The organism is Paraburkholderia phenoliruptrix, from assembly GCF_019511605.1.
GTDB classification, from domain to species: domain Bacteria; phylum Pseudomonadota; class Gammaproteobacteria; order Burkholderiales; family Burkholderiaceae; genus Paraburkholderia; species Paraburkholderia phenoliruptrix_A.
Window position 1 is genome coordinate 540370 of the sequence record NZ_JAEUAV010000001.1, and the last position, 24922, is coordinate 565291.

Here is a 24922-nt window from a genome sequence, read left to right on the forward strand (position 1 = left end):
TTTCAGGCTTTCTGTTGCGCCTTGCGCGCGGCCTGCCGTTCGGCAATGCGCTGCAACAGCACGTAGAACGATGGGATGAACAGCACCGCGATGCAGGTGGAGGCGAGCATGCCGGAGAACACCGCAATGCCGAGCGAGCGGCGCGCGCTCGCACTCGCGCCGGTTGCTATCACGAGCGGCACGACACCCAGTATGAACGCGAACGAGGTCATCATGATCGGCCGGAACCGCAACCGTGCCGCCTCGATAGCCGCCTGTGGGATGTCCACGCCTTGCAAACGCAGATGCCGTGCGAACTCCACGATCAGAATGGCATTCTTCGCGGACAAGGCGATGAGCAGCACGAGACCGATCTGAGTGTACAGATTGTTCGCCGCGCCGAGCAAGGCGAGCGTGCCCGCCGTGCCCAACAGCGCGAGCGGCACCGCGAGCACCACCGCGACCGGCAGCAGCCAGCTCTCGTATTGCGCGGCGAGCACGCAGAACACGAGCAGCACGCCGACCGCGAACACCCAGTATGCGGAATTGCCCACCAGCTTCTCCTGATACGACATCGCGGTCCATTCATAGCCTACGCCCGTCGGCAGAATGCGCGCCGCTTCCTGTTCGAACGCGCGAATCGCGTCACCCGTGCTGTAGCCGCTTGCCGGATTACCGTTGATGGCCGCCGCCGGCGCCAGGTTGTAGAGCGATGCGACCGCGGGCCCAACGCTCGTGCGTGCGTCGATGAAGGTCCCCAGCTCGACCATATGGCCGCTGTTGCTGCGGATTTGCAAGCGGCGAATGTCGTCGGTCTCGCGGCGAAACGTGCCGTCCGCCTGCACGAATACAGGGAAGGTATGGTTGAACGTGGTGAACTGATTGACATAGCTCGACCCGACGTAGTCCTGCAGCAGATCGAACACATTGCCGACCGGCACTTGCAGCGACTCTGCCTTCGCGCGGTCCAGCGTTAGTTCGACAGTCGGCACCGCAGCACGGAACGGACTGAAAACACGCTGCAACTCGGGGCGTTTCGACATACTCGCAATCAGCGCATCCGTTGCGCTTTGCAGGCGTTGATAGTTCTGCGAGCCGTCGGTCAGCATGACCTGCATCTGCACGCCTGCGCTGTTGCCGAGCCCCTGGATAGGCGGCGGCACGATCACCACCGCGCGCACGTCCGGCAGTTTCGCCAGTTCGCTGTTCATGCGCAGGTATAGCGAGCGCAGGTCCTCGCCTTTGCCGCGCTTGCTCCAGTCGTCGAGCGTCACGTAGATGAGCGCGGCGTTCGCCAACGACGCATTGTTATCGAGCGGCGAAATACCGCCGATCGACACCACGTGGCTCACGCCCGGAATTGCGCCGATGCGCTTCTCGATCTGCGTGCTCGCCTCGCGGGTTCGGCGAAGTGACGCGGCATCGGCAATTTGCGCGGCAATCAGCATGTAGCCCTGGTCCTCGAGCGGAATGAAGCTGGTCGGCACGCGCGTCAGCAAATAGGCGGACGCTGCGCCGAGTACCAGTGCGATGACGAGCGCGAGCTTGCAGCGCGCTACGAACCACGACACCACGCTCGCATAGCCCTTTTCGACGCGTGCATAAGCGCGGTCGAACCCGCGGTACACCACGTTCGGCTTGCCTGGCCGCTGGTGCCGCAGCCAGCGCACGCTCTGCACCGGCTTGAGCGTCACCGCATTGATCGCGCTGATCACGGTGGTCGCGACCACCACGAGAGCGAACTGCCGGTACATCTGCCCGGTCACGCCGCCAAGAAACGCCGAAGGCAGGAACACCGACACCAGCACCAGCGTGATACCGACAATCGGTCCGAGCAGTTCGTGCATCGCGTCGATGGCAGCCTGCTTCGGCGTCTTGCCCTGCTCGATATGCTGCGTGATGCCCTCGACGACGACGATCGCATCGTCCACGACAATGCCGATGGCGAGCACAATCGCAAAGAGCGTCAGCAGGTTGATCGAGAAGCCCATCATATAGATCGCGCCGAACGTGCCGATGATGGTGACGGGTATCGTGGTGGCCGGCACCAGCATCGCGCGCCAGTTCTGCAAAAACAGCAGAATCACCGCCAGCACGAGCAACGCCGCTTCAAAGAGCGTCTTGTACACGTCGATCACGGACTGCCGCACGAAGGTCGTGGTATCGAACGGCAATTGGTAGGTGACGCCCTTTGGCATGTCTTTCGCGAGGCGCGCCATGGTGGCCTTCACCGCATTGCCGACTTCCAGCGCATTTGCTTCGGGTAACTGATAGATTGCGATGCCTGCCGCCGGCTTGCCGTCCAGATTGAAGAACTGGCTGTAGCTCGACGAGCCGAGCTCCGTATGGCCGACATCGCGAATGCGCACGAAATGGCCGCCGTCGTTCGAATCGGCCTTGACGATAATGTCGTCGAATTCCCGCGGCGTGGAGAGCGCGCCGCGCATGCTCACCGTGAGCTGGAACGCCTGGCCGCCCGCGTTCGGCTCCGAACCGAGCTGGCCCGCGCTCACGTCCTTGCTCTGGCTTTGAATGGCCTGCATGACGTCCGCGGCGCTCAGGTTGCGCTCGCTGAGTTTTTGCGGGTCGAGCCAGACGCGCATGCTGTACTGCCCTGTGCCGAACACGGTGACGTCGCCGACACCCGGCAAACGCGCGAGCGTGTCGCGCAGATAAATCACGGCATAGTTGCTGAGGAACAGCGAATCGTATTTTGGGTCCGGCGATTGCAGCGTATACAGCTGCAAAATCGCGGTGGAGCGCTTTCTGACGGTCACGCCCTGCTGCTGCACCGCTTGCGGCAACTGCGCGGTGGCGGCGGACACACGGTTCTGCACGAGCACTTGCGCCTTGTCGACGTCGGTGCCCACCGCGAACGTGACCGTGAGCGTGTAGGTGCCGTCGTTGGTGCTGGTGGACTGCATGTACAGCGCGTTTTCCACGCCGTTGACCTGCGTTTCGATCGGCAACGCCACGCGGTCGATCACCGTCGCTGCGCTCGCGCCAGGAAAGTGCGCGACGACCTGTACGGTGGGCGGCGTGATCGGCGGATATTGCGCGACCGGCAGGTTGACTAGCGCAACCGCGCCGAGCAGCATCACGATCAGCGCAATCACATTGGCAAATACCGGGCGCTCGACGAAAAAGCGGATCATGAGCGACCCTGCACGGCGGCGTCTACTGTCTGTACCTTGATGCCGGGCGCCACCGCGAGACCCCCGCCCGTCACCACGCGGTCCGTCGCCGCGAGGCCCGCTGTGATCGCGCGCAGCGAACCGTACAGACCGCCGGTCGTCACCCCGCGTTTCTCGATCACGTTGGCCGCATTCACGACCAGCACCGAGGCGCCGGCCTGCTCGCGCAGCAACGCGGTATCCGGCACGAGCAGCACGTTTTGCGGCGCGCTCGCCGGGATGTGCACCTCTACCGACATGCCTGGAATCAATCGACTGTCGCGATTGGCGATATCGGCACGCAGCTTGATCGCGCCGCTGGCGGGGTCCACCCGCGTATCGACGAACTCCAGCGCCGCGTCCTGAGCCTGCTGCGGTGGCGCGCCCGGCAGGTTCACCTGCACGGTATGCGGCGCTTGCGTGAACAGGCCGATGCGGTTCGCGTCGCGTTCGTTCAGCGTGAAGTTCACATACACCGGTTGAATGCGGTCGAGCGTGGCGAGCCTCGTGGAGTCCGATGCGCCCACCACATTGCCGACGTCGAAAGCGCGTGCGCCAATGCGGCCCGCAAACGGCGCGCGTATCTCCGTATAACCGAGATTGATGCGCGACATGTCGCGTTTCGCGAGCGCCTGGTCGCGCGTGGTCTGCGCCTTTTGCAGCGACGACTCCGAGGTGGCGTTGTCCGACGTTAGCTGTTTCTGACGCGTGAGTTCCTGTTCCGCGTTATCGAGCGCCGCCTGATCGTAGACGAGCTGTGCGCGGTACGTGTCCGGTTCGATGCGAAACAGCAGTTGCCCTTGCCTGACGTTCGCGCCGTCCGTGAAGCCGATCTGCTTGAGCACGCCCTGCACGCGCGCAACCAGCGTAACGGTCGCCGAAGGCGCGACGCTGCCCATCAGATCGAGTTGCTCGCGCACTTCGCGCGGCTCGGGCCGCATCACGCTGACTTGCGGCAACGGCGCATTCTGCGCGGCAGGCGCGTTGCTTTCGTGGCAGCCGCTCAAGACCGCGAGCAGTGCGAGCGCGGACAGCGCTCGCAGCGGCATCCGATACGCAAGGCTTCGCGGCGTTTCGTGCCGCCTCGCATTTGCGCTCCACCCGCTTGTTCCGGTTCGTCTGGCCATGTTGTTATTCCCCGCGCTGTCATTTGCCGTCAGGCCGCGAGTCCGCGCCCGCGCGCGCCAACGCTGACCCGGCTGGCGGATTGAGCAGACGGCCCCAGTCCGTGCGCCGCGCCATCTCTTCGGCAATCCGTTCGCTCACCACCTGCTGGCCCTGCGCGACTTCCCAGCCGCCGCCGAGCGCGCGATACAGCGACACCGCCGCGAGCGCGGCGATGCCCTGGTTTTGCGCGAGCGCGTCGCCATCGCGCAATGCCGAGCGCGATGCGTCGAGCACCGAGTCGTACGTGACGGAGCCCGAGCGATACTGCGCGTTGGCAAGCCGCAACGCGCGCTGCGAAGCGTCGGACGCACGCACGGAGGCGGCGAGCGCATCCAGCGACGTGCGCAGCGCCGCAATGGCGTCCTCCACTTCTTTCTGCGCCTGCAATACGGTGTTCTGATAATCGAGCACCGCCTCCTGAAACGACGCGTCCTGAATGCGCACCGCGTTCTTCAGTTGCCCCCGGTCGAAGATGGGCAGCGAAATGCCCGCCGAAAAGAGCCCGATCGTCTTGCTGCCCCACTGCGATAGTCCAATGCCATGCTGTTCGCCGGACGACAAACCGAAGAGCCCCGTCAACGACAGCGACGGATACAGCTTCGCCTTCGCCGCGCCGATCAATGCCGACTGCGCCGCGGCATTGAGCGCGGCCTCGCGCACGTCGGGGCGGCGGCGCAGCAGATCGGCCGGAATACCCACGTCGATCTGCGTCGGCGCGACTGGAATTGCGCTGCGGCCCTTCAGTTGCGCGTCGACGGCGTCGGGCGGATCGGCAAGCAGCACCGCGAGCGTGTCGCGATCCTGCGCGCGCGCCTTGATGAGCGGCGGAATCTGCGCCTCGGTTTCGGCGACCAGCGTGGCGGCCTGTTCGACGTCGAGCTGGCTCGACGCGCCGCGCTTGTAGCGCGCCTGCGTGAGCGCGAGGCTGTCCTGTACCGACTTGAGATTCTGCTGCGCCACCACGATGCGCTGCTCGAGCGCGCGCAGGTCGATGTATGCGTTGGCGACATCGGCGAACATGGACACCAGCGCGTTATCGTAAGCCGCTTCGGACACGCGCAACTGAGCGCGATCGGCTTCGATCTGCCGGCGGTATTTGCCCCAGAAATCCAGTTCCCAGCCGGCATTCGCATGAAAATGCTCGGCCCATAAATGCGTCGGCGGCAAAGGCCCGACGCCGCTCGTATTGATATGGTTTGCGCCGACCGACACGCTGCCCGTTTGCGGCAGAAGATTCTCCGCGCTGATTGCAAGCTGCGCGCGCGCCTTGAAGATGTGCAAACCCGCGACCTGCAATGACAGATTGCGCTGATAGGCCCGCTCTTCGAGCGCGCTCAGCACCGGGTCGTTGAACGCCTTCCACCATGCGGCCTGCGCGGGGGGCGCAGCCTGTGCGAGCGGCGGCAGGCTCTCCAGCCACTGCTTTTCCAGCGTGAGCTCAGGCTCCGCGAAATCCGGTCCCACGCTCATGCAGGCGGCGAGCGCCGCGCTCATCGACACGACGATCGATGCACGCGCAAGACGCAAGCGGCGGGACGTGGCAGGTTTCATTGCGCGTGGGGGGCGTGGGGGCTTGGGGGCTTGAAGGGCTCAGTAAGTGATTCGACGAGGACAAGGTTGCGGGCGACGCCGGCATGCTGCCAACGCGCGCACACTGCTCGGCTTAGCGCGTGGCCGCGCGCTCGCGCATGAATTCCTCGATCTGCGGCAGCGTGACGTAGCCGGCCTTTTGCGTGTCGATCTCGTCGAAGTGGCTTGCCACCATCGGCATGCCGGCCGCGGCCTGCTCTTTCGTGAGCTTGCCGTCGTGCGTGGTGTTGGCGTTCGCAAACCGCGATTGCAGTTGCGCAACCATGCGCTGGACGCGCTGCGGGTTGGCGCCTTGGGGAGCCGCCTGCGCGAACGTGACGGTGGTTGCGCAGCACAGCAGGATGGCAGCGAGCAATTTTTTCATGACCGACTCCTTACATAGAGCCACCGAGCGCCGCCTGCGGGTGCCGCGATCCGTCCGATGACAGGTCGAATTCTTGTGGAAGCGCTGCCGCAAGGCAATTGCAGAATGATGTCGCCCGATGTCATGAAGCGGCCGCCTGCCGCCCCAAGCGCCGGACGCCGCGCCACCTATGCTGCGGCCGCCGCAATTGCCCTTGCTGGAGGATAGGACATGGCGACGGCGAGAACGCCTGGTGAATTCCCGTTGTCCTGAAGAAATGCGGAACGGCGATTGCTCCCCATGAAGTGACGCGCAACAGCCGCCCTGACTGCCCCGCAATGCGGTCTCCGCCTTATCGCCTGATATCGGACATTTCACATGAGCTACCAGAACCTGGACAGGGAGATCGCCCATCTCGAACTGGTGTTCGGGCGCCTCTCGGTGAATGATTCTCTTCCGCTTTCCTACTGGGACAGCCGTTTGCGCGAGCTGTCGGACGCGCCGCTCATGCCGGCGCAGCGAGCCCGGGTCGCCCGTCTCGCAGCTACGCTTGCCGCACTCCGGGAGCCGGAGGAAGCGGTCTGCGACATGCCCCCCTCACGCTGGAAGGAGGCTCGCTGATGACCGAAGCGACGCGCGACAAGCCACGCCAGCCGTCCGCCGAAGCGGCCCACTCACAAGCGCCGCGCGCCGAGGACGCGGGCGCCGATTCTCCGCATCTGAACGAGGGCGAGCAGGATCAGGCGGCGCACCACACCGCCCCGCACGCGCTCGTGCTGCACGAGATAGTCCGCGCCGAGGGCGAAGCGGCCCTCGAACGGACCCTTGGCGCGCTGATCTGGTCGTCGCTCGCAGCAGGGCTTTCGATGGGCTTTTCGTTTCTCACGCAAGCGGTGCTCGAAGCCGGCCTGCCCGATACCGCGTGGCGTCATCTCGTGTCGAGCTTCGGCTATTCGATGGGCTTCGTGCTGGTCATCATGGGGCGGCAGCAGCTTTTCACCGAAAGCACGCTGACGGTCGTGCTGCCGGTGTTGACGCGGCGCGATCCGGGCACGCTGCTGCGGGCCATGCGGCTATGGGCTGTCGTGCTGTTCTTCAATCTGGTCAGCACATGGATTTTCGCCGCGATGCTGCGCATTCCCGATGTATTCGCGCCCGCCGTGGTCGATGCGTTGGGCGAAGTCTCGCGCGCGGCGGTCGGCTCCGAGCAGATGCTGCCGACCATGGTGAAGGCGGTATTTGCCGGCTGGCTGATCGCGTTGATGGTATGGCTATTGCCGAGCGCGCGTTCGGGCCGCCTGTTGACGGTGCTGCTGATCACCTATGTGGTCGCCGTGAGCCATCTGTCGCACATCATTGCGGGGTCGACGGAGGTGGCTTATGCGTTCCTGAGCGGCGACGCGAGCGTGCGTGACTATTTTCTGCGTTTTCTCGTGCCTACCCTCGTGGGCAACACGGTGGGCGGCATGTCGCTGGTAGCGCTGCTCAACCATGCGGCAATTGCGCCGGAAATCAACGGCCCGCGCTGACTCTTGCAGGCGGGGCCGCTCTGCACTCGCGCGGCGGCCCTGCGCGCCGCCGGCGGTTAGTCCATGAGCCGATCCGTCGATCAGCCGATCAGAATGCGCGCACCGAGCGCAAGCACTAGCGCGGGCAGCATCACGACCACGCCCACCTTCAGGAACTTCATGAAGCTCACGTCTTCGCCTTCGCGGCGAATCGCATTGAGCCAGAGAATGGTGGCAAGCGACCCGGTAATCGACAGGTTGGGGCCGAGGTCGACGCCGATCAGCAGTGCGTCGATCACCCGCTCGGGGCTGTGGGCCTGCATCACGGTGGAACTCGCTATCAGGCCGGCCGGCAGGTTGTTCATCAGATTGCTGCCGATCGCGATAGCGGCGCCCGCCCAGCCCGCGGTGCCTGCTTCGTTGTGCGCGGCCGCGTCGCGCGTCAGCGCGGCGAGCAGGTTGATCACGCCGGTATGGTCCAGCATTTCGACCAGCACGAACAGCGCGGCCACGAGCGGCAGCACGCTCCACGATATTTCGCGGATCATCGGCACGGGCGACTTGCGTTCCTGGACCAGCACGACCACGGCGGTCAACGCACCGAGTATGGCCGTGGGCAGGCCGAGCGGAACGTCGAAGGCGGAGACCGCGAGCAGCACGATTGCCGTCACGGCAATGCCCGCCAACGCGACGCGGCCACTGGACGAGAGCCGCAGCGGCTCCAGATTCGCCTCGCAGGTGCCGGCAAGGGCCTCGCGCTGGGTCCAGCGCAGCAGCACGTAAGTCGCGCCGATCGACAGCAGCGACGGCAACGCGAAACGCATCAGCCACGGCCCGAGCGCGGGCGTGTGATTGCCGTACAGCACGATGTTGGCCGGATTGGAGATCGGCAGCACGAAGCTGGCCGCGTTGGCAATGAACGCGCAGACAAAGAGCAGCGGCAACGGGTCGGTCTTCGCTTTCTTCGCGGCGGCAAACACGGCGGGCGTAAGGACGACCGCGGTGGCGTCGTTAGAAAGAAAGGCCGTGATTACCACGCCGACCAGATACACGAGCATAAAGAGCTTGCGCGGCGAGCCCTGCGCGTGATTGACCGCGAGCACCGCGACCCAATCGAAGAGCCCTTCGCGGCGCCCTACTTCCGAGAGCAGCATCATGCCGAACAGGAACAGATAGACGTCCGTGCCCTTGCCGACGGCTTCCATCGCCAGATTCAGCGGCAACAGCCCCAGCGCCACCAGCAGCACCGCGCCGGCCACCGCCCATACCGCCTCGGGCCACTTGAAAGGACGGGTGATCACGCCGGCGGTCGCGAACGCGGCGATACCCCATGAAAGGAAAATCGAAGTCACAACAAAAACCTTGAATAGATGGTTGTACGCAGGCAATGCCCGGTGCGCAGGATAACCCATGCCGGCGCGACTCCCGCATTTCTGCCATTTTCGCGGCAGCCGGCAAGCCCCAATGCATTCACTTTGCCTTTGATTTTGCCTTTGATTTTGCCTTTGATTTTGCCTTTGATTTTGCCTTTGATTTTGCCTTTGACTTCACCATTGGCATCACCAGTAGAACAATGTGTTCTCTCGCCTGTGCCTATTCGGTTCTCTTTGACATCCCTACTATTCGCACTGAACACGGCAACGCACTAACGGCCCGTCAGAGCTGATTCGCTACGACCCGTTGGCAATCAAATTCCCCGCTGTGTGCAATTAACGCACACGAGTTCGATAGGATGCGTACCACCATGAAAACCCTACTCCAACACACCGTTCTCGCGGGCGCCGCGGCCCTTGCGCTGCTCGGCACGAGCCTCGCGCATGCCGACGTCGACACCAGCAAAAGCACCGTAATCGCGACCACCAAGCAGATGAACGTGCCGGTTGACGGCAAGTTCAGGAAATTCTCCGCGCAACTGTCGTTCGATCCGGCGAAACCGACGGCGGGCAGCGCCAGCGTGTCGATCGACACGCGCAGCTACGACCTCGGCGCGGACGACTACAACAAGCAGGCGCAAGGCAAGGAATGGTTCGACAGCGCAACCTATCCGGCGGCGACCTTCGTGTCGAGCGCAATTGCTCCGGCGGGCGGCAACCAGTACAAGATCACCGGCAAGCTCACCATCAAGGGCAAATCGCAAACCGTGGTCGTGCCGGTCACCATTGCGAGCCAGGGCTCGACCCAGACCTTCGACGGCTCATTGCCGATCAGGCGCTCGCAATTCGATGTGGGCACCGGCGAGTGGAAAGACACCTCGGTGGTCGCGGACGAAGTCGTCATCAAGTTCCACCTCGTCGCCTCGAAGAACTGATAAGCAGCCTCGAAGCAGAAAACCCAAGCAGAAACCCAAGCAGAACATCCAAGCGTCACAGCAATTTCAAAACCTGGAGAACATCTTGAAGAAGCAATTCCTGCTCGCCGCGGGCGCACTGGCCGCCGCATTGTCGTTCAACGCGATGGCCGCCGACACCTATCAACTCGACCCGACGCACACGGCCCCGAGCTTCGAGGCTGACCACTTCGGCGGCGTCTCGATCTGGCGCGGCAAGTTCAAGAAAAGCAGCGGCAGCGTCGTGCTGGATCGCGCGGCAAAGACCGGCACTGTGGACGTGACGATCGACATGAGCTCGGTGGATATCGGCAACGACAAACTCGACGCGGAACTGGTCGGCGACAAGTTCTTCGACGTCGCGAAGTACCCGACCGCGACCTACAAGGGTACGCAGATCCGCTTTGAAGGCGACAAGCCCGTTGAAGTGATCGGCACGCTGACCATGCATGGCGTGACGAAGCCGGTGAACCTGAAGATCGAGTCGTTCAAGTGCTTCGTGAACCCGATGCTCAAGCGCGAAGTGTGCGGCACGGAATCCACCGCCACCTTCAACCGCGACGATTTCGGCGTGGACTTCGGCAAGACCTACGGCTTCAAGATGCAGACCACGCTGCACATTCAGGCCGAAGGCATCAAGCAGTAAATTTGCAGGCGGGCGCAGCCGCGCCCGCCTCGCAGCACGGTTTTACGCTCAGGCGCCTGCCAGCGAGCGGAAATCGTCGATGGTTTCGGTGTAAGTCGCCGTCTTGCCATTCGACGTAACGGTGATGATCACCGTCGACTCGTCCTTAGGCGTGATGCTTTCTACCGTGTCGCTTGTGGAAAGCTCGATCACGCCGCCTTGCACCTTGCCGCCGTTTATCGTGACCGGCGTCGGCGTCGACACCGCAAAGGAGATCGTCGCGTCGGCCGCGTTCACGCTGATATTGCCGCTCGTCGCGAGCGTATCCGTGACCGGATCGGCGCCATGCAGGCGCGAATACATCAGCCCGGTGATCGTGATCTGCCCGCTAATGCTGCCGGAACCCGCCGTTTGCGTGCGGTCCAGCGTCACTGTCGGGCTGCTCGCGGTGGTCGTGGTGATGCCGGTGGCGGCGTCGTAGCTCATCGTATAGTTGACCGTCCCGTTGACCACCGTCTTGCCGTTCGTCGAAACCAGCGTCAACGCATTGGCCGTTTCGATCGCGCTATACGACCAGTTGTTCGACGCATTGCCGACAATCCCCTGCACGTTCTGAATCTGCACGCTGACGGTGCCGGTGATCGACGCACTGCTCGACACACCCGGTGCCTTCACCTGCCCCACGCATTGATTGAAACCGACCGTCGCGGTTTCCCCGGTTTGCAGGCCGTTCTGACCGGCGCCCTGCGTGACGACGCTGATCGAGCCGCTTGCGGGACAGGCCGTCGTGGTATTGGCCGCGCCGGCTGTCACGTCCGTTACGAGCGATTGCACGACCGACGTGTAGATCGCCGCAACGCCCGGCCCCGACAGCATGCCAAACGCGCCTGCGTAACGCGCGACGTGCTCGCTCTGCAGCGCGGACGACAACTTCAATACACTGCTCCCGCCGCTGCTGCTGCTCGAGCCGCCGCCACCGCATGCGCCGAGCGCAACGGTTGCGGCAAGCGCGAGCGCGGCGCCGAATGATCGGAACATAGGGGAGGAAAACATAAAACAACTCCAGATTCGAAAAGGCGGCCGCGTGAGTCGCGGCTTGGGTAACGGATGGACGGGGCGCCAAGGCGCCGCGTTGGTTCGGCTGGGTAAGAAGCGGTTGCACGCTCATGGGCGCGGCGAAGTGCTCTTGAATGCACGCATTATCGAAGCGAGCCGAACTGCACGATTCACCGAATAGCCCGTGAAAACAGGGCTATTCTGTCGAGTCGCACCGCTTGGCCCTATTGATCGGCACAAGTTACGGGGCGTTTTTTCCGCTTTTTGCCGGCGACGAACTTGAGCAGGAAGAGCCGCCACAATTGCCCGTTATTCATGCATTTGAACTACATGGTCAAACCGTAAAGTCCCCGCATGCAATTGATTTTTTTGTCGGGAGACAAACGGTGTTGAAGGTGAAACGGCAGGTAAAAGGTGCGGCTGCAGCGGCGATTGCCGCAATTGCCGCGTTCGGCGGCGCGGCTCACGCGCAGGAAATTTATGTGCACGGCGGCACGCTCGGCGCGGGCCTTGGCGCAGCCATGCCGCTCAATTCATGGACGGGCGTGCATGCGGAACTGGAGGGGCTCGGCTTCTCGCATTCGGTCACCGTCAACGAAAATCAGTACGACGGCCACCTCAAGCTGCTGCAAGGCGGCCTCTATCTGGACGTATTCCCGTTCCGCTCGAGCGGCTTCCGGCTCACCGCCGGCGCGCTGATCAACGGCGACGAACTGTCGGCCCATGCGGTGCCGAACGCGCAAGGCAACTACAAGATCGGCGACGACTACGTGCCGGCTGTCGGCCCGGCACCGTCGGCCACGGTTACGCTGCCGCGCGTAATGCCGTATGTGGGCATCGGCTACGGGCATAAGCCGGTGGCGAAGGGTTTCGGCCTCACCTTCGACGTTGGCGTCGCGTATGGCCGCCCGCGCACGCACTACAACGTGCCCGCCATTTACTCGATGTTCACTAGCCAGGCGAACATCGACGAGCAGGAGCAGAAGATCAACGACAAGGTCGAGCGCTACAAGCTCTACCCGGTCGTGCAACTGGGCGTGACCTATCGCTTCTAGGCGGCACCCGGAAGGCCGGGCAAGGTACTATTACGGGTGCCATCCGTTCTAGCCTTCCATGAGTTCAGCAAGCCGCCGTATCGCGCATCTCGACATGGACGCGTTCTACGCGTCCGTTGAGCTATTGCGTTATCCGGAACTGCGCGGCAAGGCCGTGGTAATAGGCGGCGGCCGCAACAGCGCGCCCGAAGCCCTGCCAGACGGCAGCCGCCGTTTCGCGAGGCTGCGCGATTATGCGGGGCGCGGCGTGGTCACCACGTCCACATATGAAGCGCGTGCGCTCGGCGTGTTTTCCGCGATGGGCATGATGAAGGCCGCGGTGCTCGCGCCGGATGCCATCCTGCTGCCTACCGATTTCGACTCCTATCGCCATTACTCGCGGCTTTTCAAGGCCGCGGTGGCCACGTTTACCGACCGTATAGAAGACCGCGGCATCGACGAAATCTATATCGACCTCACGGACTTGCCGGGCGAGGCGCGCGACATTGCCGCGCGCATCAAGCAGGCGGTGAATCAGGCCACCGGCCTCACCTGCTCGATCTGCGTGGCACCCAACAAGCTGCTCGCGAAAATCGGCTCGGAACTCGACAAGCCAGACGGCCTCACGATTCTCACGCCTGCCGACGTACCGCTGCGCGTGTGGCCGCTGCCGGTGCGCAAAGTCAACGGCATCGGCCCAAAGGCAGCGGAAAAACTCACGGCGCTCGGCATCGCCACGGTCGGCGATCTGGCGGCAGCGGACGCGGGTTTGTTGCAGGACCACTTTGGGCGCAGCTACTCCGCGTGGCTCACGCGAGTCGCGCAAGGCGAGGACGAACGCCCGGTGGTGGTCGAATCGGAACCGAAATCGATGAGCCGCGAAACGACCTTCGAGCGCGATCTGCACCCGCGTCACGACCGCCCGGCGTTGTCGAGTTCATTCACCGGATTGTGCGTGCGGGTCGCCGAAGATCTTGTGCGCAAGGGCTATGTGGGCAAGACGGTCGGCATCAAGCTGCGCTATGACGATTTCCGCACGGTGACTCGCGACCTCACGCTCGACATGCCCACGGCCGACGCCGCCGAAATACGCCGCGCGGCCACCGAATGCCTGCGGCGCGTCGAGTTGAACCGCAAGCTGCGCCTGCTCGGCGTGCGCGTGAGCGCACTGAGCCTCGCGAGTGCGCAGCCGCCGCAGCGGCGCCTGCCGGTTCAGGCGGACTTGCCCTTCGCCAGCGACGAGTAGGAAGCCGGGGCCGGGCCGGATGCGCCGGCCGGGTTCACAGCATTTGCTGCTGTTTTCACAGGTGCATTCACAATAGCGCTGTCCGGCGCACTCCCAGCCGCAGCCGCATCTGCACGCAAAGGCTGCGCAGCCACCTCGTCGTGCGAAGCGGCAACCGAAAACGCAAAGGTGTTCACGCCATTTTCACTGCGCACGGACACGCTGCCCCGGTGCATCTCCGCAATCGCCTTGACGATCGCAAGGCCCAGGCCGTGATTTTCGCGGCTATTGGTGCGCGACGCTTCCGCGCGATAAAACCGGTCGAACAGATGCTCCAGCACGGCGGCCTCGATAGGCTCGCCGGGATTCGCGACCTCTATGCGCACCTGCTGCGCTTCGCGCACGATCCTCACGCTGATCTGCGCGCCGGGCCGGCAATGCTGGATCGCGTTCATCAACAGATTCGCGCAGGCACGCCCGAAGAGCGACCGGTTCACGTGGGCCACCGCGTCGCCATGCAGGCACGCATGCACTCGCGCCTCCTCGAGCGGAATTTCCAGAAACTCCAGCGTATGCGCAACCTCCGCTGCGAGCGACACCTCCATCAGGCCGGTCGCGCGTTCGCCCTGATCGGCGCGCGCGAGGAACAGCATGTCGTTGATGATCGCGCGCATGCGTTCGAATTCCTCCAGATTCGATTGCAGGGTGTGGCGCAAATCGTCGACAGAACGATTGCGCGTCAAGGCGACTTCGGTCTGGCCGATCAGAATCGTCACGGGCGTGCGCAGTTCATGCGCGACGTCGGCATTGAACGATTCGAGCCGGCAATATGCGCCGTCGAGCCGTTCCAGCGCGCCGTTGAACGAGTTCGCGAGGTCGTTCAGCTCGAGCGGCAACGACGCGGTGTTAAGCCGCTGCGAGCGATTGTTGGGACTGACCGCGGACGCGTCACGCGTGAGGCGCGTGAGCGGCGCAAGGCCGATGCGCGCGACGGAGTAACTAAGCAGCAGCACGGCGAGACTGCCGAGCGCCGACAGGGCCGCGAGCGCAAAGCCGAAAGCGCGCATGGTGCGAATGTTCGGCAGGTAGCTCGATGCCACCTGCAACTGCATTGGCGGACGCGTCGAATAGCCGGGAATGAACACGGTGGTGGTCAGCATGTCCGCGCCGCCGCCCGCCGGCCTCACGCGCGCGTAGCCGCCAGGCAAGGTCTTGACCGTCGTGCCTTCGATGGGCTTGCCGTAGTTGTACGACGGCTCGCTGCTGGTCACCGCGTAGACGGTACTGCGGTCATGCGGCGTCATGTCGGTCAGTTTTTCTCGCGACATGCGCCACTTTTCGGGCGTCAGCCCGTGATTGCAGATGAGCCGCGCGATTTGGGCGCGGTCGTCGAGCGACTCGCGCAAGTGGCTTTCGAGCTGTGAGCGCAACACGGCAAAAAGCCCCGCGCCCACGAGCGTGAACACCGAAAGCGCGACGAGCGCGAACATCAATGCAAGGCGCCGCGCAATGGAACGGTTCATGACTGCTCCGCCTCTTCGCGCACTTCAAGCACATAACCCATGCCGCGCACGGTATGCAGCAGCTTCGACGGAAACGGGCCGTCGAGCTTCGCGCGCAGTCGTTTGATGGCCGTCTCCACCACGTTCGTATGGCTGTCGAAATTCACGTCCCACACGAGTTCGGTGATCGCCGTCTTCGACAGAATATCGCCTTGCCTGCGGGCCAGCACGCTTAGCAACTGGAATTCCTTCGCGGTCAGATCGAGCCGTACGCCGTCACGCGTGGCGCGCCGCCCGATCAGATCGACGAACAGATCGCCCACGGAGATCAGCGTGGATTCCTGTGAACGCGTGCGCCGCGCCAATGCATGCAGGCGTTCGACCAGTTCGAGAAAGGAGAATGGCTTGGTGAGGTAGTCGTCGGCGCCTTCGCGCAGGCCGCGCACGCGGTCGTTCACATGGTCGCGCGCGGTCAGCATGATGACCGGCGTCGACTTGCGCATGCGCAGAGCCTTCAGCACGCTGAAGCCGTCGCGCTTGGGCAGCATCACGTCGAGCACGATGACGTCGTAATCGAATTCGGTAGCGAGGTGCATGCCCTCCTCACCGTCGAGCGCGACATCCACGACCCAGCCCTGCTCTGTCAAACCGGAGCGCAGGTAGTCCACCACCTTGTGCTCGTCTTCAACAATCAGCAATTTCATGCGCGCCTCCTTGTTTCTGGATTATACGAAACGCCTTGCATGGCTTTTTCGACCGGTTTTTTCAAAGGATTCCTGCTTCTGGCATCGCGCTGTTTGTCACGGCGCCGCAGCGCGGGCCTGCATCGTGCCGCCCGTGTGCGCATCTTGCCGCCCGGTGCCGGGTGCGGCATCGACCTGTGCTGCGTCCGCTTGCCAGCCGCCGCCCAGTGCCTTGACGAGCGCGACAGACAGCGTCATCTGCTGGCCGCGAATCTGCGCGTCCTGGCGCTTGCTGTTGAGCAGCGACTGCTGCGCGGTGATCACGTTCAGATACGCGACAAGGCCGCCCGAATAGCGATCGTTAGCGAGCGCGAGCAGGCGTTGCGCGTCCGCCACCGCGTCCTCAGACTGCTTCGCCGCGCCGTCCAGCACCGCAAGACCCGTAATGCCGTCCTGCACCTGCTGGAATGCGTTCAGCACCGTCTGACGATAGTTGGCCTGCGTAGCCTTGTAGCCTTCGCTTGCGAACTGCACGTTGGCCGCGCGGCGGCCGCCGTCGAACAGCACCTGGCTTGCTGCCGCGCCGAGCGTCCACATCAACGTCGGCGCGCTCAGCAAGCTCGCGAACTGCGTGGCCTCCCAGCCGATGCCCGGCGTCAGCGTGAGGCTCGGAAAGAACGCAGCCTTCGCCACGCCGATCTGCGCATTGGCCGCCGCCATCGCGCGCTCGGCAGAAGCAATGTCGGGCCGGCGCTGCAGCAAGTCGCTCGGCACGCCGAGCGCAATGGCCGGCACCTGGAAGCTCAACACCTTCGGTGCGATTGCGAATTGCGGAGCGGGCACGCCGACGAGCGCGGCAATTGCATGCTCGAATTGCGCGCGCTGGTTCAACAGGAGTTGCGCCTGCACGCGCGTCGTGTCGAGCAGCGACTTTTGCTGCAAAACGTCGAGGCCCGATACAGCGCCAAGATCGTGCTGCGCGTTCACGTAGTCGAGCGCTTTTTGCTGCAGCGTCACCGATTGGTTCAGCACGTCGATCTCGGTGTCGAGTTCACGCAACGCGAAGTAGTCGGTGGCAACCTCGGTGGTGAGAATGAGCCGCGCGTTCGCGAGATCGTCCGCGGCCTCGCCCGCGGAAGCCGTCGCGCCTTCCACCTGACGGCGGATGCGGCCGAACAGATCCGTGTCGTAGTTGATGGTCGGGCCGAGTTGCAGGTTGTTCTGCACGGTCGAGACAGTGGGCGTTGCGTAGTTGGTGCGCGGCCTGTCCTGCGAGATGCGAAAGCGCGCTGCCGATGCTGCGAGGTCCACTTCGGGAACCTGTTGCGCGCGCGTGTTGGCGAGCGTCGCCTTTGCCTGCTGATAGTGCGCGTCGGCGGCGACGAGCGTCTGGTTCTGCGCGAGCGCCTGCACTTCCAGTCCGGCGAGGGTGGCGTCCTGATACACATTCCACCAGTCGGGATCCATCGGCGCATGCGAGGGCGCGGCAACGCGCCAATACGAATCCGTGTTCCATGTCGGCGGCACCTCGGCCTGCGCTCGGGTATAGTCGGGCCCCACGGCACAGGCGGCCAGCATGACCGCGCTCGCCGCCACGGCTAGTGCAGGTGCGGCCCGGCCGATGCGTGGCAGGTTCACGACGCCTCCTTGGCGTTCTTCTGCGGCTGCGCGATCTCGACATGGTCGCCATCCGCAATCGAATCGCTCGGGTTGATGATGACTTTGTCGTTGCCGTCGATTCCGCTTTCTATTTCGAGCGTCTGCCCGAGGTCCTGGGCGATGACGACCTTGCGCAACTGCACGTTGCCGTTCGCGTCGACCACGGCAACTCGCGGCCCCTCGGCGCGAAACAGCAAGGCATTGCCGGGCACCATCCATTGTGCTCGGGCGACGGAAGGCAGCGCGACCTGCACATATGCGCCGGGACGCAGCGTATTGTCAGGGTTCGGCAAGGTCACCTCGACCTGCAACGAGCGGGTGGGCACGTCGATCGCGCCAGAAATGTGCGTGACGGTGCCATGAAACTGCTGGCCGGGCAGTTCCGCCTGCGTGACGACCACCTTCTGCCCGACCGACACATTCTGCGCATACGCCTGCGGCAACTGCACATAGACACGCAGCGGGTCGGACTGCGCAAGCGCGAACAGCGCGCGGCTCGTGCCGCTGCCCGCGTCGATGAGATCGCCCACATCCACATTGCGTTGCGTGATCACGCCTGCAAACGGCGCGACTATCCGCTTGAACGATTCGAGCTGGCGCAAGCGCTGCACGTTCGCGTCAGCGGCGGCGAGATTGGCGACGCCTTGCGTATAGGTACTTTGCCGCTCGTCGAGCTCCTGCTGCGATACGGCATCGCGCTGACGAAGCTGCTGCCAGCGCTCGAGCGAGCTCTTCGCCAGTGCGAGACTGGAACTCGTCTGCTGGCGCTGCGCCAATGCCTGCGCGAGCTCCTGGTCGATTTCAGGCGTATCGAGTTCTGCGAGCAACTGCCCCTGCTTCACTCGCGTGCCGATATCCACATACCAGCGCAGCAGATAGCCGGTGGAACGCGCATAGATCGGCGATTCGACGCTGCCGCGCAAGGTGCCAGGCAGTGTGGTCGTGCCGCCACCTTCGGCGGGCGTCGGGCTCACCACGTTCACGTACTGCGTGGCGTTGAGCTTCGTCGTTTGCTCGACGGCGCGGTTTTCCATGAGCCTGGCAATCACGGTACGCAACGCGCCGAGTGCGAGCAGGACCAGCACGATGCAGATGGCGATCTTCGCGCGCTTCCATTCGCGATTGCGCGGCGGCAGTGCGTGGCCGCTTTCCGTCTCTCGCGATGGAATCGCCAGCGATGCATGAGTTTTTTCGGTCATCTCAGTTAGTAAATCTCGGTTAGCCAGCTCCGTCAGTGGGGGCTGCCGTTCCTGTTCAGGTCGTCTTTCGCTGCGGGTTTCGTTGCGGGTTTCGCTCTATCAATCGAGCCTCAGGCCGGCGCGCCGGCGCTGCCTTCGTGATCGTTGCGCTGCCGCCGTGCGAGCCTCGTGTGAATGCCCGCGAATACGAGCGGCACGAAAAACAGCGTGGACACCGTTGCAAACAGCAATCCGCCAATCACCGCGCGGCCGAGCGGCGCGTTCTGCTCGGCGCCTTCGCCCAGACCGAGCGCCATCGGAACCATGCCGATGATCATTGCAAACGCCGTCATCAGCACTGGGCGGATGCGGCTCGCTCCCGCTTCGAGCGCGGCCGTGAGCGGCGGCGCGCCGGCCGAAAGCCGCTGTCGCGCGAACGCGACCATCAGAATGCTGTTCGCCGTGGCGACGCCCATCGTCATGATCGCACCGGTGAGCGCAGGCACGCTCAGATGCGTGCCGGTCAGAAACAGCATCCACACAATGCCGGCGAGTGCCGCGGGCAACGCGCTCACGATAATGAGCGGATCGACCCACGACTGAAAATTCACCACGATCAGCAGATACACCAGCACGATGGCCATCGCCACGCCGAGCCCAAGGCCTATGTACGACGTGCGCATGGTCTGCACCTGGCCGCGCACCGTGATCTGACTGCCGCGCGGCAGCGTTGCGCGGGCCTGCTGCACGAGCTTGTCGACCTGATTGGCGACGCTGCCCAGGTCGCGCTTGTCGACGCTTACATACAGGTCGATGACGGGCCGGATGTTGTAATGCGTGACCACCGCAAACTGGTTTTGCGCAGCCACGCGCACCAGGTTGCCGAGCAGCTGCGTCGGGCCCGTGGCGGCTGCCGATACCGGCGTGCGCAACAGATCGTCGATGGAAGAAATGCGGTACTGCGGCGTTTGCACCGCGACGTTGTACTCCACGCCGTTGCGGTCGTTGTACCAGAAGCCGGGCGAAGTCTGCGAGCTGCCCGATAGCGAAACCAGCAGATTTTGCGCGACGTTGCTCGCGGTGAGATTGAGCTGCTGCAAACGCGTGCGGTCCATCTGCAGGTTGATGGCGGGTTCGTCCAGTCTCTGCTGGATGTGCGTGTCGACGGTGCCCGGAATCAGACGCACCTGCTTGAGCAGCTTGCGCGCGACTTCGAAATTGCCTTGCTGATCGGCGCCGGATATCTGCACGTCGACGGCGGCGGGCAGGCCGAAGTTGAGAATCTGCGTGACGATGTCGGCGGGCTGGAAGAAAAACTCCACGCCCGGAAAACGCTGCGGCAGCAGAGCACGCAGCTCTTCGACGTAGCGCTGCGTAGGCTCGTGGCCTTCCTTCAGCGCGATCTGTATCTCGCCGTCGAGCGTGCCGATGGTCCCCGCGTTGCTGTATGAGAGGTTGATGCCGCTGTACGGCAAACCGAGATTGTCGAGAATGGTGCCAAGCTCGTTTGCGGGCACCACTTCGCGAATCACCTTCTCGACTTCGTCCGCGAGACGCGCGGTTTCCTCGATGCGCGTGCCGGTCGGCGCGCGCATATGCAGGCGGATATTGCCCGCGTCGACGCTCGGGAAAAAGTCTTCGCCAAGCGCGAAGGCGAGCGCCATCGACACCACGCAGAAACCGAGAAAGATGCTGCCGAAGCGGCCGCGGCGCACCAGCAGACTGCTGAGTATCACGATATACGCGGCCCGCATGCGCTCGAAGCCATTGTCGAAACGCAGGTAAAGGCGCTGGAACAGACTCGGCTTTGCATCGGGCTTCGGCTTGTGCGCGTGGCCCATCAGCAGCATGGCGAGCGTGGGCACCAGCGTGCGCGAGAGGATGTACGAAGCCAGCATCGCGAATACCACGGCCTCCGCGAGCGGCACGAACAGGTAGCGTGCCACGCCGGTTAGAAAGAACATCGGCACGAACACGATACAGATGCACAGCGTGGAGACGAGCGCGGGAATCGCGATTTCGCCGGCGCCTTCGAGAATCGCATCGTGCAGATTGGTGCCCATATGCAGATGCCGCTCGATATTCTCGATGGTCACCGTCGCGTCGTCGACGAGAATACCCACCGCCAGCGCGAGGCCGCCGAGCGTCATGATGTTGATGGTCTGCCCGAGCGCGTGCAGCGCGATCAGCGAAGAGAGAATCGACAGCGGAATAGAGATTGCGATGATGCAGGTGCTGCGCCAGTTGCCGAGAAACAGCAGGATCATCGCGGCCGTCAAGGCAGCCGCGACCAATGCCTCGCGCACCACGCCCTCGACCGCTGCCTTGACGAACACGGACTGGTCGAAAAGCGTCGTGATGTTCAGGTCCGGCGGCAAGGCCGCGCGCGCGGCGGGCAGCAAACCATGCAGCGCGTTGACGATGGAAAGCGTCGATGCACTGCCGTTCTTAAGCACCGAAATCAGCACGCCGCGATGACCGTTCTGCCGCACGATATTCGTTTGCGGCGAGAAGCCGTCGCGCACGTGAGCGACTTCGCGCAGATAGGTCGTCGCGCCGTTCACGGTGCGCACCGGAATATCGTTGAGGCCCTCCAGCGTAGACGGCGAGCCGTTCATGTTGATCGTGTATTCCTTCGGCCCGATCTTCGCTGTGCCGGTGGGCAGGATCAGGTTCTGCGCGTTGAAGGCGCTGACCACGTCGAGCGGCGTGAGGCCCTTGGCGAGCAACGCACGCGTATTGAGGTCGACGGAAATCAGCCGCGATTTGCCGCCATACGGATATGGCACGGCCGCGCCGGGAATCGTCACGAGTTGCGGGCGCAGAAAGTTCAGCGCCGTGTCGTTGAGCTGCTGCTCGGAGAGCTTCGTGCTCGACAGACCCAGTTGAATCACCGGAATGCTCGAGGCCGAATAGCTGATGACAAGAGGCGGCGTGGCGCCGGGCGGCATCTGCTTGAGTTGGGCCTGCTCGACGGCCACGGTTTGCGCAATGGCGGTCTGGATATTCGCGTTCGGCTGCAGGAACACCTTGAGGATCGTAATGCCCGCGAGCGATTGCGACTCGATGTGCTCGATGTCATTCACGGTCGTGGTGAGACTGCGCTCGTTGACAGAGGCGATCCGGTGCGCCATGTCTTCGGCAGACAGGCCGTTATATGTCCAGATAATGCTGACCACCGGAATGTTGATTTCCGGCAGTACGTCGACCGGCGTGGTGAACAGCACGAAAGGCGTCGCCAGCACGATCAGAATGGCCATTACGATGAACGTGTAAGGCCGCTTAAGCGCAACGTTGACAATCCACATGAAACGCGCCTGAGTGAAGTGCGGGTGACTGCAAGTGAGCAGAGGGACGGTGAACTGGCGCTTATGCTAGATCGCTCGTCCCAACACCTGCATGGCGCGAAAATGGCACGCTTGTCAGGAAGGATTTTGTAAGGAAAAAGCCTTGCAAGGCGGCCGTGCGCAAGCGTAGGCCGCCATTTTTATTTCAGTTTGCCTACGGATTTGGTGCGCTTTTACTTCGCGAACAGCGACGCCATGTCGGCAAACGCCTTGAATTCCAGTGCGTTGCCCGACGGGTCGAGGAAGAACATGGTGGCCTGTTCGCCTACTTCGCCCTTGAAACGCACGTGCGGCTCGATGATGAAGTCGATGCCCGCCTGTTGCAGCTTGTCGGCCGCAGCCTGCCATTGCTCCATGGAAAGCACGGCGCCGAAGTGGCGCACCGGCACGGCGTCGCCGTCCACCTTGCTGGTTTGCCGGTGGCCGACCTCTTCCGGCGCAAGATGCGCGACGATCTGGTGCCCGTAGAAATTGAAGTCGACCCACTGCTCTGAGCTACGGCCTTCGGGACAGCCGAGCAGTTCGCCGTAGAACTCGCGCGCGGCGGCAAGGCTGTGGACGGGAAACGCCAGATGGAACGGCGGCAACGCGGTTTGAGTGACGCTCATGATGAAAGGGACTCGCTGTGAGTAATGCGGTTGACGGATAAGGCGCTTCGTTACGGCGCTTGCTTTCCGCCAAGTCTAACTACAAGAAAAAATGATGGAAAACGATATATATTGGAGCTGACCACCACCGAAATCGATCAATCGAAAACATGCTTGCCGAGCTCCGAACCCTGATTGCCGTCAGCCAGTACGGTACGTTTTCCTCCGCCGGTGCGCGCATCGGACTCACTCAATCCGCAGTGAGCGCGCAAATGCAGCGCCTCGAGGACGAGCTCGGATTTGCGCTCTTCGACCGCACCGGCCGCTCGGCGACGCTCAACGATGCCGGGCGCGAAACGCTCGCGCTCGCCGAGGAAATTATCGCGATGTACGCGCGCCTCTCCGAGCGCGGCGCGGTCGCGGCGGAGAGCGGCATGCTGCGCGTGGGCGCGATCGCATCGGCGCAAGTGTCGTTTCTCGCCGACGCACTGGCACGTTTTCGCGAGGACCGTCCAGGCTGGCGCATTCGCGTGGTGCCTGGCGTATCGCTCAATCTGCTCGGCCAGGTGGACTCGGGCGAGCTCGATCTTGCCGTCATCATCAAGCCGCCGTTTGCCTTGCCCTCCGAACTGGAATGGCGCACGCTCGTCACCGAACCGTTCGTGCTGCTGGTGCCGAAAACGCTCGCGCGCGGCAAGCGCTCGTGGCGCGAGCTGCTCAAAAGCGAGCCGTTTATCCGCTATGACCGCACTTCGTTCGGCGGGCGGCTCGTCGAGCGCTTTTTGCGGCGCGCGCGGCTCAACGTACAGGACGTGCTGGAACTCGACGAACTGCAGGCTATCGCACAACTGGTCGCGCGCGGTGTCGGCGTGGCGCTGATACCGGACACCGCCGGCCTCGGCAAGTGGCCCGCCGGCGTGGCCGCGTTACCGCTGGATGAGGCGACCTTTCACCGCGAGATCGGGCTCGTGCAGCGCCCACGCCACAATCGGCAAGCGGTGGCCGAAGCGTTGGCCGAGTGCATTGGGGGCGCGGCGCGGCAGTGAGGGCGGCTGGGCTGTCGGGCCGTTGAGCCGTTGAGCCGTTGAGCCGTTGAGCCGTTGAGCCGTTGAGCCGTTGAGCCGTTGAGCCGTTGAGCCGTTGAGCTAGCGTAACGCTGTAGCGCTTCTGCCTCTTCTGCCCATCTCCACCTCAACCGCCGAATTGTGCCGACCGACACTCGCGCAACTGTATCTGTGCGCTCGCCACGGCAGCGCGCAGAATCGTCATTCCCTGCCCGCGTGCGAGCTTCGAGCCCATGACGCCCACCGCCTTTCTCACCGCCGACGTTCTGATCGCCTACAGCGCCTACTTCGTCGGCACGGCGAGTCCCGGTCCGAGCAATCTGGCCATCATGTCCCTCGCAATGAGCGCGGGCCGCCGCCCAGCGCTCACGTTTGCATTGGGCGTCGTGTCGGGCTCGTTTTTCTGGGCGCTGCTTGCGTCACTCGGGTTGTCGGCGGTGCTGGCCGCTTACTCGGAGTGCCTCGTCGCCATCAAGATCGCAGGCGGGCTTTATCTGCTGTGGCTCGGCTTCAAATCGGCGCGATCGGCGTTTGCCCCGGCGAACTTGCCGCATGCGCACGCGCGAGCGGACGAACCGCTCAAGCGGCTATATCTGCGCGGCCTGCTGCTGCATCTCACCAACCCAAAGGCCATTCTGGTGTGGATGTCCATCGTGTCGCTCGCCATGTCGCCGGCGGGCGGCGGCACGCATACCGCGCCCGTGGTGCTGGGCTGCATGTGCATCGGCGTGTCGGTGTTTAGCAGCTATGCACTGCTGTTTTCGACGGCATCGGCGCGCCGGGCTTACATGGCGGTCCGCCGCTGGCTCGACGGCTCACTCGCAATCATGTTCGGCATTGCCGGCATCAAATTGCTGAGTTCGAAAACTTAGAGCG

General features: G+C 63.6%; 21 protein-coding genes. 9 read left to right on the forward strand and 12 right to left on the reverse strand.

Going from position 1 to position 24922, the window contains the following annotated elements:
- Nucleotides 1-2: 2 nt before the first annotated feature.
- The 4 genes from JNB89_RS02320 to JNB89_RS02335 form a co-directional block, all read right to left on the reverse strand.
- On the reverse strand, nucleotides 3-3134 hold the full coding sequence (locus tag JNB89_RS02320; protein ID WP_220361099.1) for an efflux RND transporter permease subunit: 3132 nt from the start codon (nucleotides 3132-3134) through the stop codon (nucleotides 3-5).
- Entirely contained in the window at nucleotides 3131-4279 is a 1149-nt protein-coding gene (locus tag JNB89_RS02325) for an efflux RND transporter periplasmic adaptor subunit (protein ID WP_220361100.1), read from the reverse strand. The genes JNB89_RS02320 and JNB89_RS02325 overlap by 4 nt, the downstream gene beginning before the upstream one ends.
- A gap of 19 nt (nucleotides 4280-4298) precedes the next feature.
- Entirely contained in the window at nucleotides 4299-5870 is a 1572-nt protein-coding gene (locus tag JNB89_RS02330; RefSeq protein ID WP_220361101.1) for an efflux transporter outer membrane subunit, read from the reverse strand.
- 112 nt (nucleotides 5871-5982) lie between these two features.
- Nucleotides 5983-6273, reverse strand: coding sequence for a hypothetical protein (locus JNB89_RS02335; RefSeq protein WP_013341578.1), 291 nt, complete (start codon nucleotides 6271-6273; stop codon nucleotides 5983-5985).
- A 357-nt stretch (nucleotides 6274-6630) separates the two neighbouring features.
- Here JNB89_RS02335 and JNB89_RS02340 point away from each other — a divergent pair, with 357 nt between their 5' ends.
- Both JNB89_RS02340 and JNB89_RS02345 read left to right on the forward strand, forming a co-directional pair.
- Nucleotides 6631-6873, forward strand: a complete 243-nt coding sequence (locus JNB89_RS02340; RefSeq protein WP_013341579.1) for a hypothetical protein — start codon at nucleotides 6631-6633, stop codon at nucleotides 6871-6873.
- A complete protein-coding gene (locus JNB89_RS02345; RefSeq protein WP_220361102.1) occupies nucleotides 6873-7781 on the forward strand; it encodes a formate/nitrite transporter family protein in 909 nt (302 codons plus the stop codon). Before JNB89_RS02340 ends, JNB89_RS02345 begins: the two co-directional genes overlap by 1 nt.
- Nucleotides 7782-7861: 80 nt before the next feature.
- Here JNB89_RS02345 and JNB89_RS02350 read toward each other — a convergent pair whose 3' ends face one another.
- Nucleotides 7862-9112: an arsenic transporter gene (locus tag JNB89_RS02350; RefSeq protein ID WP_041729527.1), complete on the reverse strand. Its 1251-nt coding sequence runs from the start codon at nucleotides 9110-9112 to the stop codon at nucleotides 7862-7864.
- Between the two features lie 35 nt (nucleotides 9113-9147).
- On the opposite strand from JNB89_RS02350, the gene JNB89_RS02355 reads away from it, so the two are divergent.
- From JNB89_RS02355 to JNB89_RS02365, 3 genes are all read left to right on the forward strand, one after another.
- Complete coding sequence (locus JNB89_RS02355; RefSeq protein ID WP_220361103.1) at nucleotides 9148-9426, forward strand: hypothetical protein; 279 nt, start codon at nucleotides 9148-9150, stop codon at nucleotides 9424-9426.
- A gap of 78 nt (nucleotides 9427-9504) precedes the next feature.
- On the forward strand, nucleotides 9505-10068 hold the full coding sequence (locus JNB89_RS02360; protein WP_223216671.1) for a YceI family protein: 564 nt from the start codon (nucleotides 9505-9507) through the stop codon (nucleotides 10066-10068).
- Between the two features lie 85 nt (nucleotides 10069-10153).
- Entirely contained in the window at nucleotides 10154-10732 is a 579-nt protein-coding gene (locus JNB89_RS02365; RefSeq protein WP_013341583.1) for a YceI family protein, read from the forward strand.
- Between the two features lie 48 nt (nucleotides 10733-10780).
- On the opposite strand, the gene JNB89_RS02370 is transcribed toward JNB89_RS02365, so the two are convergent.
- Nucleotides 10781-11764: a hypothetical protein gene (locus tag JNB89_RS02370; protein WP_220361105.1), complete on the reverse strand. Its 984-nt coding sequence runs from the start codon at nucleotides 11762-11764 to the stop codon at nucleotides 10781-10783.
- A gap of 389 nt (nucleotides 11765-12153) precedes the next feature.
- Between JNB89_RS02370 and JNB89_RS02375 the strand changes: the two genes are divergently transcribed.
- Nucleotides 12154-12822, forward strand: a complete 669-nt coding sequence (locus tag JNB89_RS02375; protein WP_013341585.1) for a hypothetical protein — start codon at nucleotides 12154-12156, stop codon at nucleotides 12820-12822.
- A 58-nt stretch (nucleotides 12823-12880) separates the two neighbouring features.
- The gene (gene dinB / locus JNB89_RS02380; protein ID WP_220361106.1) at nucleotides 12881-14047 is read left to right on the forward strand and encodes a DNA polymerase IV; all 1167 of its coding nucleotides are present in this window, start codon (nucleotides 12881-12883) and stop codon (nucleotides 14045-14047) included.
- On the opposite strand, the gene JNB89_RS02385 is transcribed toward dinB, so the two are convergent.
- From JNB89_RS02385 to JNB89_RS02410, 6 genes are all read right to left on the reverse strand, one after another.
- Complete coding sequence (locus JNB89_RS02385; protein WP_220361107.1) at nucleotides 14014-15549, reverse strand: heavy metal sensor histidine kinase; 1536 nt, start codon at nucleotides 15547-15549, stop codon at nucleotides 14014-14016. The genes dinB and JNB89_RS02385 overlap by 34 nt on opposite strands.
- Complete coding sequence (locus tag JNB89_RS02390) at nucleotides 15546-16232, reverse strand: heavy metal response regulator transcription factor (protein ID WP_007176723.1); 687 nt, start codon at nucleotides 16230-16232, stop codon at nucleotides 15546-15548. The genes JNB89_RS02385 and JNB89_RS02390 overlap by 4 nt, the downstream gene beginning before the upstream one ends.
- A gap of 96 nt (nucleotides 16233-16328) precedes the next feature.
- Nucleotides 16329-17789: an efflux transporter outer membrane subunit gene (locus JNB89_RS02395; protein WP_222858882.1), complete on the reverse strand. Its 1461-nt coding sequence runs from the start codon at nucleotides 17787-17789 to the stop codon at nucleotides 16329-16331.
- Nucleotides 17790-17845: 56 nt separating this feature from the next.
- The gene (locus JNB89_RS02400; RefSeq protein ID WP_220361109.1) at nucleotides 17846-19069 is read right to left on the reverse strand and encodes an efflux RND transporter periplasmic adaptor subunit; all 1224 of its coding nucleotides are present in this window, start codon (nucleotides 19067-19069) and stop codon (nucleotides 17846-17848) included.
- A 110-nt stretch (nucleotides 19070-19179) separates the two neighbouring features.
- A complete protein-coding gene (locus JNB89_RS02405) occupies nucleotides 19180-22356 on the reverse strand; it encodes an efflux RND transporter permease subunit (protein ID WP_220361110.1) in 3177 nt (1058 codons plus the stop codon).
- A 212-nt stretch (nucleotides 22357-22568) separates the two neighbouring features.
- Nucleotides 22569-23003, reverse strand: coding sequence for a VOC family protein (locus JNB89_RS02410; protein WP_027209730.1), 435 nt, complete (start codon nucleotides 23001-23003; stop codon nucleotides 22569-22571).
- Nucleotides 23004-23152: 149 nt separating this feature from the next.
- Between JNB89_RS02410 and JNB89_RS02415 the strand changes: the two genes are divergently transcribed.
- Together JNB89_RS02415 and JNB89_RS02420 are read left to right on the forward strand one after the other, a co-directional pair.
- Entirely contained in the window at nucleotides 23153-24028 is an 876-nt protein-coding gene (locus JNB89_RS02415; RefSeq protein ID WP_220361111.1) for a LysR family transcriptional regulator, read from the forward strand.
- Between the two features lie 251 nt (nucleotides 24029-24279).
- On the forward strand, nucleotides 24280-24918 hold the full coding sequence (locus JNB89_RS02420; RefSeq protein ID WP_220361112.1) for a LysE family translocator: 639 nt from the start codon (nucleotides 24280-24282) through the stop codon (nucleotides 24916-24918).
- The last annotated feature ends 4 nt before the right edge of the window (nucleotides 24919-24922 follow it).

What these genes read in the sequence shown, in the direction of transcription:
- JNB89_RS02370 (WP_220361105.1), bottom strand. Translation starts at nt 11,764, where the DNA reads ATGTTTTCCTCCCCTATGTTCCGATCATTCGGCGCCGCGCTCGCGCTT.
- JNB89_RS02330 (WP_220361101.1), bottom strand. Translation starts at nt 5,870, where the DNA reads ATGAAACCTGCCACGTCCCGCCGCTTGCGTCTTGCGCGTGCATCGATC.
- JNB89_RS02410 (WP_027209730.1), bottom strand. Translation starts at nt 23,003, where the DNA reads ATGAGCGTCACTCAAACCGCGTTGCCGCCGTTCCATCTGGCGTTTCCC.
- JNB89_RS02345 (WP_220361102.1), top strand. Translation starts at nt 6,873, where the DNA reads ATGACCGAAGCGACGCGCGACAAGCCACGCCAGCCGTCCGCCGAAGCG.
- JNB89_RS02400 (WP_220361109.1), bottom strand. Translation starts at nt 19,069, where the DNA reads ATGACCGAAAAAACTCATGCATCGCTGGCGATTCCATCGCGAGAGACG.
- JNB89_RS02325 (WP_220361100.1), bottom strand. Translation starts at nt 4,279, where the DNA reads ATGGCCAGACGAACCGGAACAAGCGGGTGGAGCGCAAATGCGAGGCGG.
- JNB89_RS02335 (WP_013341578.1), bottom strand. Translation starts at nt 6,273, where the DNA reads ATGAAAAAATTGCTCGCTGCCATCCTGCTGTGCTGCGCAACCACCGTC.
- JNB89_RS02395 (WP_222858882.1), bottom strand. Translation starts at nt 17,789, where the DNA reads ATGCTGGCCGCCTGTGCCGTGGGGCCCGACTATACCCGAGCGCAGGCC.
- dinB (WP_220361106.1), top strand. Translation starts at nt 12,881, where the DNA reads ATGAGTTCAGCAAGCCGCCGTATCGCGCATCTCGACATGGACGCGTTC.
- JNB89_RS02385 (WP_220361107.1), bottom strand. Translation starts at nt 15,549, where the DNA reads ATGAACCGTTCCATTGCGCGGCGCCTTGCATTGATGTTCGCGCTCGTC.
- JNB89_RS02390 (WP_007176723.1), bottom strand. Translation starts at nt 16,232, where the DNA reads ATGAAATTGCTGATTGTTGAAGACGAGCACAAGGTGGTGGACTACCTG.
- JNB89_RS02360 (WP_223216671.1), top strand. Translation starts at nt 9,505, where the DNA reads ATGAAAACCCTACTCCAACACACCGTTCTCGCGGGCGCCGCGGCCCTT.
- JNB89_RS02420 (WP_220361112.1), top strand. Translation starts at nt 24,280, where the DNA reads ATGACGCCCACCGCCTTTCTCACCGCCGACGTTCTGATCGCCTACAGC.
- JNB89_RS02320 (WP_220361099.1), bottom strand. Translation starts at nt 3,134, where the DNA reads ATGATCCGCTTTTTCGTCGAGCGCCCGGTATTTGCCAATGTGATTGCG.
- JNB89_RS02355 (WP_220361103.1), top strand. Translation starts at nt 9,148, where the DNA reads ATGCCCGGTGCGCAGGATAACCCATGCCGGCGCGACTCCCGCATTTCT.
- JNB89_RS02415 (WP_220361111.1), top strand. Translation starts at nt 23,153, where the DNA reads ATGCTTGCCGAGCTCCGAACCCTGATTGCCGTCAGCCAGTACGGTACG.
- JNB89_RS02405 (WP_220361110.1), bottom strand. Translation starts at nt 22,356, where the DNA reads ATGTGGATTGTCAACGTTGCGCTTAAGCGGCCTTACACGTTCATCGTA.
- JNB89_RS02340 (WP_013341579.1), top strand. Translation starts at nt 6,631, where the DNA reads ATGAGCTACCAGAACCTGGACAGGGAGATCGCCCATCTCGAACTGGTG.